Origin of the sequence: Pseudomonas sp. GM18, assembly GCF_000282195.1 — a bacterium.
In the GTDB taxonomy this organism is placed as follows: domain Bacteria; phylum Pseudomonadota; class Gammaproteobacteria; order Pseudomonadales; family Pseudomonadaceae; genus Aquipseudomonas.
The window spans coordinates 1-13736 of record NZ_AKJT01000069.1; the positions used below are offsets into that span (position 1 = coordinate 1).

10 protein-coding genes and 1 pseudogene are annotated in these 13736 nt (G+C 59.2%); 7 read left to right on the forward strand and 4 right to left on the reverse strand.

Annotated features, from left to right (window positions below; genetic code table 11):
* Positions 1-369 (reverse strand): annotated as a pseudogene (locus PMI21_RS11160) (DUF2339 domain-containing protein); the annotation flags it as partial.
* A gap of 186 nt (positions 370-555) precedes the next feature.
* A complete protein-coding gene (locus PMI21_RS11155; protein WP_007939424.1) occupies positions 556-3006 on the reverse strand; it encodes a glycogen/starch/alpha-glucan phosphorylase in 2451 nt (816 codons plus the stop codon).
* A gap of 255 nt (positions 3007-3261) precedes the next feature.
* Here PMI21_RS11155 and PMI21_RS11150 point away from each other — a divergent pair, with 255 nt between their 5' ends.
* Positions 3262-3699 carry a YkgJ family cysteine cluster protein gene (locus PMI21_RS11150; RefSeq protein ID WP_007939425.1) on the forward strand — a complete coding sequence of 146 codons (438 nt, stop codon included), beginning with the start codon at positions 3262-3264 and terminating at the stop codon, positions 3697-3699.
* Between the two features lie 139 nt (positions 3700-3838).
* Here the strand turns inward: PMI21_RS11150 and typA are convergent, their stop codons facing one another.
* Positions 3839-5659: a translational GTPase TypA gene (gene typA, locus PMI21_RS11145; RefSeq protein WP_007939427.1), complete on the reverse strand. Its 1821-nt coding sequence runs from the start codon at positions 5657-5659 to the stop codon at positions 3839-3841.
* Positions 5660-5798: 139 nt separating this feature from the next.
* Positions 5799-7253, reverse strand: coding sequence for a tRNA uracil 4-sulfurtransferase ThiI (thiI, locus tag PMI21_RS11140; RefSeq protein ID WP_007939428.1), 1455 nt, complete (start codon positions 7251-7253; stop codon positions 5799-5801).
* Positions 7254-7581: 328 nt separating this feature from the next.
* On the opposite strand from thiI, the gene glnA reads away from it, so the two are divergent.
* The 6 genes from glnA (at position 7582) to ntrC (ending at position 13652) form a co-directional block, all read left to right on the forward strand.
* Entirely contained in the window at positions 7582-8988 is a 1407-nt protein-coding gene (glnA, locus tag PMI21_RS11135) for a glutamate--ammonia ligase (RefSeq protein WP_007939429.1), read from the forward strand.
* A gap of 134 nt (positions 8989-9122) precedes the next feature.
* Entirely contained in the window at positions 9123-9671 is a 549-nt protein-coding gene (locus PMI21_RS11130; RefSeq protein WP_007939430.1) for a chorismate mutase, read from the forward strand.
* Between the two features lie 101 nt (positions 9672-9772).
* The gene (locus tag PMI21_RS11125; protein WP_007939431.1) at positions 9773-10288 is read left to right on the forward strand and encodes a DUF4124 domain-containing protein; all 516 of its coding nucleotides are present in this window, start codon (positions 9773-9775) and stop codon (positions 10286-10288) included.
* A complete protein-coding gene (locus tag PMI21_RS11120; protein WP_033064075.1) occupies positions 10285-10902 on the forward strand; it encodes a DUF4124 domain-containing protein in 618 nt (205 codons plus the stop codon). Before PMI21_RS11125 ends, PMI21_RS11120 begins: the two co-directional genes overlap by 4 nt.
* A gap of 231 nt (positions 10903-11133) precedes the next feature.
* A complete protein-coding gene (gene glnL, locus PMI21_RS11115; RefSeq protein ID WP_007939433.1) occupies positions 11134-12219 on the forward strand; it encodes a nitrogen regulation protein NR(II) in 1086 nt (361 codons plus the stop codon).
* Complete coding sequence (ntrC, locus tag PMI21_RS11110; RefSeq protein WP_007939435.1) at positions 12216-13652, forward strand: nitrogen regulation protein NR(I); 1437 nt, start codon at positions 12216-12218, stop codon at positions 13650-13652. Before glnL ends, ntrC begins: the two co-directional genes overlap by 4 nt.
* The last annotated feature ends 84 nt before the right edge of the window (positions 13653-13736 follow it).

Here is a 13736-nt window from a genome sequence, read left to right on the forward strand (position 1 = left end):
TTCGGCGGCGGCCGCCGTGATGGGTTCGAGTTCGAGTGGCAGCTCCCAGACCAATTCCGGGGTTGCGACCGGGGCTTGTTCAAGGATGATTTCAGGCGATGCAGCGGGCTCGCTGGCAACCGGCTCGCCTGGTTCCGGTGCCTTGACGCCCGACACCTCCAGCAACGCCAGTCGCTGCTCGACTGCATGCAGCGCAACCTGCGCCTGATCGAGCAAACGCCGCTGCTCCGCCGATTGAGTGCTCAAGCGGCCAATGCGAATGGCCTGGCCGATACCCAGCCCGAGCAACGCGCCCAACAACGCGTCGCTGAACGACTCGTCAAGTATCCAGCCCAGCAGCAGCCCAATCAGCATGAACATCCATTGCATGGTCGATATCCCTAAGCGCAGTGGCCAATCCGAGAAGATTAGCGCAGCCCGTACAGCAAAGATCGCAGCCTTCGGCAGCTCCTGCAAAGGCCACGTTCACCACCATGTTAGGTGAACACTGACCGTAGGAACTGCCGAAGGCTGCGATCTTTTCCGGCGCGCCAGTATATCGATCCGAGCGAAGACTTACTCCAATGCCTTCCAGATATCCGTGGCGTACTCGCGAATGGTTCGGTCGGACGAGAACCAGCCCATCCGTGCGGTGTTCAATACCGCCGAACGCCACCACTCTTTCGAGTCATGCCAATGAGCTTCGACCCGCATCTGAGCGTTCCAGTAAGAGTCGAAATCGGCGCAGACCAGGAAGCGGTCGTAGTCCACCAGCGAATCGATCAGCGAGGTGTAACGGGACGGATCGTCCGGTGAGAACACCCCGCTGCGAATCGCTTGCAGCACGTCGTTGAGTCGATGGGAGGCGGCAATGTCCGGCGCTGCGTTAAATTCATGGTTACGCTTGCGCGCTTCCACTTGCTGGGCGCTGAGACCAAAAATGAACATGTGCTCGGCACCGATGCGCTCGCACATTTCCACGTTGGCCCCGTCCAGGGTGCCGATGGTCAGCGCGCCGTTGAGGCCGAACTTCATGTTGCTGGTGCCCGAGGCTTCGAAGCCGGCGGTGGAAATCTGCTCCGACAAGTCCGCCGCCGGAATGATGCTTTCGGCCAGGCTCACGTTGTAGTTGGGCAGGAACACCACTTTGAGCAAACCGCGCACCGTCGGGTCGTTGTTGACCACCCGTGCAATGTCGTTAGTCAGTTTGATGATCAGCTTGGCCTGGTGATAACTGGCCGCCGCCTTGCCGGCGAAGATTTTCACTCGCGGCACCCAGTCGATTTCCGGTTCGGCACGAATCGCCTGATACAGCGCGACGGTGTGCATCAAGTTGAGCAACTGACGTTTGTATTCGTGGATCCGCTTGACCTGCACATCGAACATCGCCGCCGGATTGACCGCGATCCCCAGCCGCTCATGAATCAGATACGCCAGGGCTTTCTTGCTGTGCAGCCGCTGTTCGGCGAATTGCTTGCGAAATGCAGTCTTCTCGGCAAACGGCTCCAGAGCGAGCAAGCGCTCTTCGGGGTTATCCAGCAGGCTCTGTCCGAGGGAGTCGACCAGCATGGAGGTGAGTTCGGGGTTGGCCTGATAGAGCCAGCGGCGGAAGGTAATGCCGTTGGTTTTGTTGTTGATCCGGTCCGGGTAAAGCTTGTGCAGTTCGGAGAACACCGTGCTGCGCATCAGCTGCGTGTGCAGGCCGGATACGCCGTTGACGCTGTGGGAACCGAGGAACGCCAGGTTACCCATGCGCACGCGGCGACCGTTGTCTTCCTCGATCAGTGAAATCGCACGCAACACGTCGAAGTCGTGGATGCCCTTGGCTCGTAACGAGTCGATGTGCTGGGCGTTGATCAAATAAATGATCTGCATGTGCCGTGGCAGCATCCGTTCCATCAAACCGACCGGCCAGGTTTCCAGTGCTTCCGGCAACAGCGTGTGGTTGGTGTATGACAGCGTGTCGACCGTGATCTGCCACGCCGCATCCCACGCCACGTCATAGACATCGACCAACTGACGCATCAGTTCGGCCACGGCGATCGAGGGGTGAGTGTCGTTGAGTTGAATGGCGGCGTGATCGCCCAGGGTCAGCACCGAGGTGTGCATGTTGCGATGGCGGCGCAACAAATCCTGCAAGGACGCGGCGACGAAGAAATACTCCTGACGCAGGCGCAATTCCTGGCCGGCTTCGTTGCTGTCAGCCGGATAGAGCACACGGGAGATACTTTCTGCCCAGGCTACTTCCGCCACCGCGCCCAAGTGGTCGCCCGCGTTGAAGCGCTCCAGATGCAATTCTTCCATGGCCCGGGCGCGCCACAGCCGCAGGGTGTTGACACTCGCGCCGCGCCAACCGACCACCGGGGTGTCGTAGGCGATGGCCCGCACGGTTTCCGCAGGGGACCAGACTTGCCTGGACTTGCCGGCCTCATCGGTCACGGTTTCGACGCTGCCGCCGAAACCGATCGGGTAGGCAACCTCTGGCCGTTCGAACTCCCACGGATTGCCGAAATCCAGCCAGTGTTCGGTCTGCTCCTGCTGCCAGCCGTCGACGATGGCCTGGCGGAACAAACCGTGTTCATAACGAATGCCGTAGCCATGGCCGGCGATGCCCAGGGTCGACATGCTTTCCATGAAGCACGCTGCCAGACGCCCGAGGCCACCGTTGCCCAGTGCGGCATCGGGCTCCAGCAGACGAATGCGTTCGATGTCGACGCCCAGTTCGGTCATGGCCTCGCGAGCGACATCGAGCAGGCCAAGGTTGCTCAGGCTGTCGTAGAGCAAGCGGCCGATAAGGAATTCCAGGGAGAGGTAATAAACCCGTTTCTGGCCTTTGCGGTAGATCTGCCGGGTGTGATCCATCCAGTGCTCGACCATGTGATCACGCGCCGCCAGGGCAATGGCTTCGAACCAGTCATGGTCGAAGGCGTGATCCGGGTCTTTACCCACCGCGTAAGTGAGCTTGGTCAAGACGGCGTCGCGGAATGCGGCCACCTCTGCTTCGCGAACAAGTGGTTCTTGAGTCATCGATAAGACCTCGAGCGAGCGTGGAATTGTCTGAGCCTAGTCGGTCTGACAGACCGTAGAGACTCTGGTTCGGCAGTTTTTCCTGTTAGTGCGATATAGATCGGCATTAGGTTATCGCGTGACTGAAACGATGCAGGGGTCGTGCCGGACACAGGATTATTTTGCGACACGCAAAAAAATCTGGCGAAAGGTTGTTCAAAAATCCACCAGTCCCGGTATGATCGCGCGCCCTGATGCACACGCTGGTAACAACCGATGATGAAGCCCAACCTGATCGCCGCCGCGGAAATCGATCGCCTCGATACCTGGGCCAAGTACTCTGCCCCAATGTGCGGCTCGTGCATGTCCAGCTGCTGCACGCTGCCGGTCGAAGTCAAGATCAAGGATCTGATCCGTATCGGCATCGTCGACGAATTCGAACTGGGCGATCCACCCAAGAACATCGCCAAGCGCTTGCAGAAGGAAGGGATTGTCGAGCGCTACAACCAGAAGTCCGAGATCTTCACCCTCCAGCGCATGAGCAACAACGATTGCCTGTACCTGGATCGTAAAAGCCGTTTGTGCACTATTTATGATAAGCGCCCGGACACCTGCCGCAACCACCCGAAGATCGGACCGCGGCCGGGATATTGCGCGTACAAGCCCAAAGAAGTGGTGCGCGAGAACAATTCGCGGACGCTGGACAAGTTCTGACCCAGGATTTCACCGCCTGACAAGACCTCATCGCGAGCAGGCTCGCGATGGCGGCGGCACAAACACCCCATAAACCCCAGACAAACAAAAACGCCCCCGGCCTTTCGACCGGGGGCGTTTTCATTCAGCCTGAGTTAACTCAGTTCTTGGCTTTCTTGGCAGCGCGGGTACGCTCGCCTTCGTCCAGGATCTTCTTACGCAGGCGGATCGACTTAGGTGTCACTTCGCACAATTCATCGTCCTGGATGAATTCCAGGGCCTGTTCCAGGGTGAAGCGAACAGGTGGAACCAGGGCGATGGTTTCGTCTTTACCCGAAGCACGCATGTTGTCGAGCTTCTTGCCTTTGGTTGGATTGACGCCCATGTCGTTGTCACGGCTGTTCAGACCAACGATCTGACCGTTGTAGATCTCTTGACCGTGCTCAACGAACAGCTTGCCACGCGCCTGCAGGGTTTCCAGGGAGTAGGTCAGTGCCTTGCCGGTCTCTACCGATACCAGAACACCGTTCTGACGGCCGGACATGTCGCCGGACTTCATGGTGTCGTAGCGATCGAAGATCGAGGTCAGGATGCCAGCACCGTTGGTCAGGGTCAGGAACTGGTTACGGAAACCGATCAGACCGCGAGCAGGGATGTTGTATTCCAGACGAACACGGCCTTTGCCATCCGGCACCATGTTGGTCAGGTCGCCTTTACGCAGGCCCATCTCTTCCATGACCTTGCCCTGGGATTCTTCAGGGGTGTCGATGGTTACGTTTTCGAACGGTTCCTGCTTCACACCGTCAACTTGACGGATGATCACTTCCGGACGACCAACGCCCATTTCGAAGCCTTCGCGACGCATGGTTTCGATCAGTACCGAGAGGTGCAGCTCACCACGGCCGGAAACCTTGAACTTGTCAGCCGAGTCGCCTTCTTCAACGCGCAGTGCAACGTTGTACAGCAGCTCTTTGTCCAGACGTTCCTTGATGTTACGGGAAGTCACGAACTTGCCTTCTTTACCGCAGAAAGGCGAGTCGTTTACCTGGAAGGTCATGGAAACGGTTGGCTCGTCGACGGTCAACGGCTTCATCGCTTCGACGGTGTCCGGGTGGCACAGGGTGTCGGAGATGAACAGCGACTCCATACCGCTGATGCACACGATGTCGCCTGCGGCAGCTTCTTCAACGTCGATACGGTGCAGACCGTGGTGACCCATCAGCTTCAGGATACGACCGTTACGCTTCTTGCCGTCGGCACCGATAGCCACGACCGGAGTGTTCGGCTTGACGCGACCACGAGCGATACGGCCAACACCGATAACACCCAGGAAGCTGTTGTAGTCCAGAGCGGAGATCTGCATCTGGAACGGACCGTCACGGTCAACAGCCGGCGCAGGTACGTTGTCGACGATCGACTGGTACAGCGGGGTCATGTCTTCAGCCATGTCGGTGTGGTCCAGACCGGCAATACCGTTCAGGGCCGAGGCGTAGACGACTTTGAAGTCCAGCTGTTCTTCGGTAGCGCCCAGGTTGTCGAACAGGTCGAAGATCTGGTCCAGAACCCAGTCCGGACGCGCGCCTGGACGGTCAATCTTGTTGATGCACACGATTGGACGCAGGCCGGCTTCGAACGCCTTCTTGGTCACGAAACGGGTTTGCGGCATAGGGCCGTCTTGAGCGTCAACCAGCAGCAGAACGGAGTCGACCATCGACATTACGCGTTCTACTTCGCCGCCGAAGTCGGCGTGGCCCGGGGTGTCCACGATGTTGATGTGGTAGCCGTTCCAGTTGATGGCGGTGTTTTTCGCCAGAATGGTAATACCGCGCTCTTTCTCCTGGTCGTTGGAGTCCATCACGCGCTCGTCGTTGAGCTCGTTGCGCTCCAGAGTGCCGGATTGACGCAGGAGTTTGTCTACCAGGGTGGTTTTACCATGGTCAACGTGGGCAATGATGGCGATGTTGCGTAGATTTTCGATCACTTGTGTATCTCGATCAGAGGATTCGGTGTGCTGACAAGTCTTGGCAGCGATTGACAGTAGTGTCCGGCATGGCCGTTACAGCTTGACGGCGGTGTCGGGGGGCCGGTGACGCAGGCCACAGGCAAACAGCCCCGGGCACTTAGCTCGGTCGATAAACGCGCACATTGGCATGCCCCTCACTGAGCAAATGGTGGGCATGCAGGCGACTCATCACGCCTTTGTCGCAATACAGCAGGTACTGGCGAGTAGGGTCCAGTTCCTTGAAACGAGCGTTCAGTGCATAAAACGGCATCGTTTGTACCTCAATGCCAGAAAGCTCCAGCGGGTCGTCTTCGGCGGCATCCGGGTGACGGATGTCGATGATGATCTGACCGGCCAGCGCTTCGCTGACTTCTTCAATCTGCAAGTCCTGGCCCAATTCGTCGATCACCCGATCGATCGGCACCAGTTTGGCGTTTTCGAGCGCACGCTCGAGCACCGCCATGTCGAATTCTTTCTCTTCGTGCTCAACGCGGTGGCGCTTGGCCGCGGTTTTCGGATTGACCGAGATGACCCCGCAGTACTCCGGCATGTGCCGGGCGAAATCGGCGGTGCCGATCTCGTTGGCCGTGTCGATGATGTCCTGCTTGTGGCTGGCGATCAGCGGGCGCAGCACCAGTTTATCGGTCACACAGTCGATCACCGACAGGTTCGGCAGGGTCTGGCTCGATACCTGGGAGATCGCTTCGCCGGTGACCAGCGCATCGATGTGCAGCCGGTCAGCGATGCTGGACGCGGCGCGTAACATCATACGCTTCAATACGACGCCCATATGACTGTTATCAACTTTGCCGAGAATCTCGCCCAGCACTTCCTCGAACGGCACACTGACAAATAACACGCGTTGGGAGCTGCCGTACTTCTTCCAGATGAAATGCGCGACTTCCATGACGCCCAATTCGTGGGCACGCCCGCCCAGGTTAAAGAAGCAGAAGTGGCTCATCAGGCCGCGGCGCATGATCTGGTAGGCCGCCACGGTCGAGTCGAAGCCGCCGGACATCAGCACCAGCGTCTGTTCCAGGGCACCGAGCGGATAACCACCGATGCCGTTGTGCTGGCTGTGGATCACGAACAACCGTTGGTCGCGAACTTCGATACGGACTTCGATTTCGGGCTTTTTCAGATCGATCCCGGCGGCACCGCACTGGCGGCGCAACTGGCTGCCGACATATTTCTCGATGTCTATCGAGCTGAATGGGTGCTTGCCGGCGCGCTTGCAGCGCACCGAGAAAATCTTCCCGGCCAGCGCATCGCCGTAGTGCTGCTTGCACTTCTCGACGATGTCGTCGAAGTCGCCCAGCGGGTATTCGTCGATCTGCAGAAAGTGCGCGATGCCCGGCGTGCAGGTCAGGCGTTCGCCCATCTCTTTCAGGACCTTGGGGTCACTGACGCGGGTTTCCAGCTCGAGATTGTCCCACACACCGTTCACCACCACGGCCGGATCCAGATCGCGGAGCACGGTGCGGATGTTTTTGGCCAATTGGCGGATGAAACGCATCCGTACCGGGCGGCTCTTGATGGTGATCTCGGGGAAGACTTTTACGATTAGTTTCATGAAAACAGCGCGCGCAGGGCCAGCCGAAAAAGGGGGGCGCGGATTATAGCGGAAATTGCTCAAGGTTTAACCAGTTAATGTGCAGAAGGTTTTGCGCGCACCAAAACAGGTCATTTATGGAATTCGACGCTACATTACAGGGCGTGATTTTGCGCTTTACGGTGCGTTGCCCCTCAATAAGCGTGATATTGGGGCAAAAAACCCATGGTGGGGCACTGGCATGCAATTTGCTCCCTTGTGAGGCAGGTTGCCTTGGCAGAGTATTCGCGCCGGCATCACCCACATTTAAGGGCATCCACTACTAGCCCGAAGCCACCCGGAGGACACTATGTCGAAGTCGGTTCAACTCATCAAAGATCATGACGTCAAGTGGATTGATCTGCGCTTCACGGACACCAAAGGCACTCAGCACCACGTGACCATGCCGGCTCGCGATGCGCTGGATGAAGACTTCTTCGAAGTCGGCAAAATGTTCGACGGCTCCTCCATCTCTGGCTGGAAAGGCATCGAAGCTTCCGACATGATCCTGATGCCGGACGATTCCACCGCCGTACTGGACCCGTTCACCGAAGACCCTACCCTGATCCTGGTTTGCGACATCATCGAACCTTCGAGCATGCAAGGCTATGACCGCGACCCACGCGCGATCGCCAAGCGTGCCGAAGAACACCTGAAAGCCACCGGCATTGGCGACACCGTATTCGCCGGTCCAGAGCCAGAGTTCTTCATCTTCGACCAAGTGAAGTTCAAGTCCGACATTTCCGGTTCGATGTTCAAAATCTACTCCGAACAAGGTTCGTGGATGTCCGACCAGGACATCGAAGGCGGTAACAAGGGCCACCGTCCAGGCGTCAAAGGCGGCTACTTCCCGGTTCCACCGTTCGACCACGACCACGAAATCCGTACCTCCATGTGCAACGCACTGGAAGAAATGGGCCTGACCGTCGAAGTTCACCACCACGAAGTGGCAACTGCCGGCCAGAACGAAATCGGCGTCAAGTTCAACACTCTGGTGAAGAAAGCCGACGAAACCCAAACCCTGAAGTACGTCGTGCACAACGTTGCCGATGCCTACGGCCGCACCGCGACCTTCATGCCTAAGCCTCTGTACGGCGACAACGGCTCGGGTATGCACGTGCACATGTCCATCTGGAAAGATGGCAAGAACACCTTCGCAGGTGAAGGCTATGCCGGCCTGTCCGATACTGCCCTGTACTTCATCGGCGGCATCATCAAGCACGGTAAGGCACTGAACGGCTTCACCAACCCGGCGACCAACTCCTACAAGCGTCTGGTTCCAGGCTTCGAAGCTCCAGTAATGCTGGCCTACTCGGCCCGTAACCGCTCCGCTTCGATCCGCATTCCTTACGTGTCGAGCCCGAAAGCCCGCCGTATCGAAGCTCGCTTCCCGGATCCGGCTGCCAACCCGTACCTGGCCTTCGCTGCACTGCTGATGGCCGGTCTGGACGGTATCCAGAACAAGATCCACCCAGGCGACGCAGCCGACAAAAACCTGTACGACCTGCCGCCTGAAGAGGCGAAAGAGATCCCACAAGTTTGCGGCAGCCTGAAAGAAGCCCTGGAAGAGCTGGACAAAGGTCGTGCGTTCCTGACCAAAGGCGGCGTTTTCAGCGACGACTTCATCGACGCTTACATCGCTCTGAAAAGCGAAGAAGAAATCAAGGTACGTACCTTCGTACACCCACTGGAATATGAGCTGTACTACAGCTGCTGATCCGGTAGCGCTGCGTCACGCGGCGTGACAAAAGAGAGGCCTCCTTCGGGAGGCCTTTTTTATGGGCGAACGTCTGTCATCGGATGCCCGGTTGCGTGCATCATGCCCTTCATCCGATAAAGCCGAGATCTCCCATGCGCCTACGCCCATGCCTTGCCTTGCTCACTGCCTTGCTGGCCAACAACGCCTTTGCCAGCCCGGCACCTGCCGCCCTCGCCCCGTTGCTTGGCACCATCGAGGAGCGCCTGGCCATTGCCGATCAAGTCGCGTTGAGCAAATGGGACAGCGGCAAACCCGTCGAGGATCGTCAGCGCGAGCGTGAGGTGATTGCTGGCGCCGTTGCCCTGGCACCCGCTTATAAATTGAGCAACGAATCCGTCGAACAGTTCTTCTCGGCGCAGATCGAGGCCAACAAACTGGTGCAATACGCGCATTTGTCTGACTGGCATGCACAAGGCAAGGCTCCCGACGACCCTCGCCCGGACCTCGTCGGGCAGATTCGCCCACAACTTGATCGGTTACAAAAACGCCTGCTGCAACAACTGGCCGATTTCAGCCCTTATCGCAACGACCCACAGTGCCCGTCCTGGCTGGCCAAGGCCAATAAAACCGGCGCCCAAGCGTCACTGCGCGAGCTCGCCAAGGTACGCGCCAGCGCTGAGCTGTGCAGCGCCAGTCGCTGAGCCGGCCTGCCGACATGCGCTGATGTGCTCTATGCTCAGCGCTTAGTCGCCACGAACGGAACAGGGTCGGACACTTGCCCGACGGCCAATGGAAGCCTGCAATGCGCTCATTGTTGTTATGCCTGCTCGTACTGATCGCCCTGCCCGCCGCCGCGCAGATCTACAAGTACACCGACGCCAACGGCAACACCGCCTACAGCAATCAACCGCCCGATGGTGTTAAAGCCCTGCCGGTCGAATTACCACCGCTCAACAGCGTCGAGCGTCAGTCGCCAAGCGAGCCGGTAACGCCTGCGCAAGCCAGTAGCCGTGACCAGCCCCACAGCGCGTATCAGGTGCTGGAGCTGACCGGCCTGCCCACCGAAGAAGCCTTGCGCGCCAACAACGGCACGTTCACCGTCAGCGTATTGATCAATCCACGCCTGCAAGGCTCTCATCGATTGAGGCTGCTACTGGACGGTCAATCCTACGGCCAGCCGAGTAACGTGCCGATTCTGCAACTGGTGAACATCGACCGTGGCGAGCACAACCTCGCGGTTCAGGTGATCGACGGGCAAAACGTCGTGCAACAGAGCCCCACGGTGACCTTCACTGTGCAACGGGTGCATAAGCCTTGAGGGCCTGGTTGTGGATCGCGTGCCTGGTCTGCCTGCCGGCTATGGCAGAAGTTTTTACCTACGTCGATGCCCAGGGCAATCGGGTCTTCACCGATCAACCGGGCACTCGCAACGCCAAGCGTGTGCCACTGGCGACAAGTAATCGAATGTCGGCCAACCCGAGCGGCACCCCCGTGACGGCAGCGAAAGAAACCAAAGCCAAACCACTGTTTCATTACGACATGCTCCGGGTGCTGGTGCCGGAACCGGATGCCACGATCCGTAGCAGTGCCGGTGAATTGATCGTCAGTGTTACCAGCGAACCCGGCCTGCAACAGGGTCATCGTTACCGTTTGCTGCTGGACGGCCAGCCCACCGCCGAGCCCGGCCCCAGCCCGGTGTTCGCCCTGAGTAACATCGACCGCGGCAGCCACAACCTGTCGGTGGAAATCCTCGACGAACAGGGCCGCACCGTCGAACGCACGGCCAATCAGCCGTTCCACATGCTGCGCATTTCCCTGGCCCAGAAGCGCCAGGTCAAACCGTGCACCCTCACCGACTACGGCCAACGGCCGGAATGCCCGCTCAAAGACAAGCCTGAAGAAGAAAGAAGTTCCTTCCTGCGCTTCTTCTAACTTCGTTCAGGCTGGCGCACTATATTGGTGCATTCATCTGCACCGCACTCACATTTCAACCCATTTTGGTTCGAAAGTACCCGTAAAAGCTGGCAGAACGCCACGCAAACGAGCGTAAAACGCCCGTTTCAGGCTCTAAACGCTTCTTTTCGGAGCCTTGGTTTGGTTTTTGCATTTTCCTCGCATCAGCGCTTGTTTCCTTTCGCGCGCCCTGCTCCAAAAGAGGTCCTGATGACCATTAGCGACGCACTGCACCGCTTGCTACTCGACAACCTGACCACCGCCACCATTCTGCTCGACGCCGAACTGCGCCTCGAGTACATGAACCCGGCGGCGGAGATGCTCCTGGCCATCAGCGGCCAGCGCAGCCATGGGCAGTTCATCAGTGAGTTGTTCACCGAATCCACCGAGGCGCTGAACTCCCTGCGCCAGGCGGTCGAGCAGGCGCACCCGTTCACCAAGCGCGAAGCGATGCTCACCGCCCTCACCGGCCAGAGCCTGACTGTCGACTACGCCGTGACACCGATCCTGAGCAATGGCGACACAATGCTGCTGCTGGAGGTTCACCCTCGCGACCGCTTGCTGCGGATCACCAAGGAAGAGGCGCAGCTGTCGAAGCAGGAAACCAGCAAGATGCTGGTGCGTGGCCTCGCCCACGAGATCAAGAATCCGCTGGGCGGGATTCGCGGCGCGGCGCAGTTGCTCGCCCGTGAGTTGCCGGAAGAAAGCCTGCGCGATTACACCAACGTCATCATTGAAGAGGCCGATCGCCTGCGCAATCTGGTGGATCGCATGCTCGGCTCCAACAAGCTGCCGTCGCTGGCCATGTGCAACGTCCACGAAGTGCTGGAGCGTGTGTGTCAGTTGGTGGAGGCCGAAAGTCAGGGCTGCATCACTTTGGTGCGCGACTACGACCCAAGCATTCCGGATGTCTTGATTGATCGCGAACAGATGATTCAAGCCGTGCTGAACATCGTCCGCAACGCGATGCAGGCCATCAGCAGCCAGAACGAGCTGCGCCTTGGCCGCATCAGCTTGCGTACCCGCGCCATGCGCCAGTTCACCATCGGCCACGTGCGCCATCGCCTGGTGACCAAGATCGAAATCATCGACAACGGCCCGGGGATCCCCGCCGAGCTGCAGGAAACCATCTTCTTCCCCATGGTCAGCGGCCGCCCGGACGGTACCGGGCTGGGCCTGGCCATTACCCAGAACATCATCAGCCAGCACCAGGGCCTGATCGAATGTGACAGCCATCCAGGCCACACCACGTTCTCGATCTTTCTGCCACTGGAACAAGGAGCCACATCGACATGAGCCGTAGTGAAACCGTGTGGATCGTCGATGACGACCGTTCAATCCGTTGGGTCCTGGAAAAAGCCTTGCAACAGGAAGGCATGACCACGCAAAGCTTCGACAGCGCCGATGGCGTGATGAGCCGCCTGGCGCGCCAGCAGCCGGATGTGATCATCTCCGACATTCGCATGCCGGGTGCCAGTGGCCTGGACCTTCTGGCGCGGATTCGCGAACAACACCCACGGCTGCCAGTCATCATCATGACTGCCCACTCCGACCTGGATAGCGCTGTCGCGTCCTATCAGGGTGGCGCGTTCGAATACCTGCCCAAGCCGTTCGACGTCGACGAAGCCGTTTCCCTGGTCAAGCGCGCCAATCAGCACGCTCAGGAACAACAAGGCCTGGAAGTCGTCCCGACGCTGACCCGCACCCCGGAAATCATCGGCGAAGCGCCGGCGATGCAGGAAGTGTTTCGCGCCATCGGGCGCTTGAGCCACTCTAACATCACAGTGCTGATCAACGGTGAATCCGGTACCGGTAAAGAATTGGTGGCCCACGCCCTGCACCGTCACAGCCCACGGGCGGCCTCGCCGTTCATTGCGCTGAACATGGCGGCGATCCCCAAGGATCTGATGGAGTCCGAACTGTTCGGCCACGAAAAAGGCGCGTTCACCGGCGCGGCCAATCTGCGTCGCGGGCGTTTTGAACAGGCCGATGGCGGCACGCTGTTCCTCGATGAAATCGGCGACATGCCGGCGGACACCCAGACTCGCTTGCTACGGGTACTGGCGGACGGCGAGTTTTACCGCGTTGGCGGTCATGTGCCGGTGAAAGTCGATGTGCGAATCATCGCCGCGACGCACCAGAATCTGGAAACCCTGGTGCACGCCGGGAAATTCCGTGAGGACTTGTTCCACCGCCTCAACGTGATCCGCATCCACATTCCACGGCTGTCGGATCGTCGCGAAGACATCCCGACCCTGGCCAAGCACTTCCTCAGCCGCGCCGCGCAGGAACTGGCGGTGGAACCGAAGCTGCTGAAAAGCGAAACCGAGGAATACCTGAAAAACCTGCCATGGCCGGGCAACGTGCGTCAGCTGGAGAACACCTGCCGCTGGATCACCGTGATGGCTTCGGGTCGCGAAGTGCACATCAGCGACCTGCCACCCGAGCTGCTGAGCCTGCCGCAGGATTCGGCACCGGTGACCAACTGGGAGCAGGCGCTGCGCCAGTGGGCCGACCAGGCGCTGGCACGCGGCCAATCGAGCCTGCTCGACAGCGCCGTGCCGAGCTTCGAGCGGATCATGATCGAAACCGCCCTCAAACACACCGCCGGCCGCCGCCGCGACGCCGCCGTGCTGCTGGGCTGGGGGCGCAATACCTTGACGCGCAAGATCAAGGAATTGGGGATGAAGGTAGATGGTGGGGATGATGATGAGGGGGATGAGGGTTAATCCCTTCACCTGATCATTCCCACGCTCCCGCGTGGGAATGCCTCAATGGACGCTCTGCGTCCGCTTCGGCAGGGACGCGGAGCG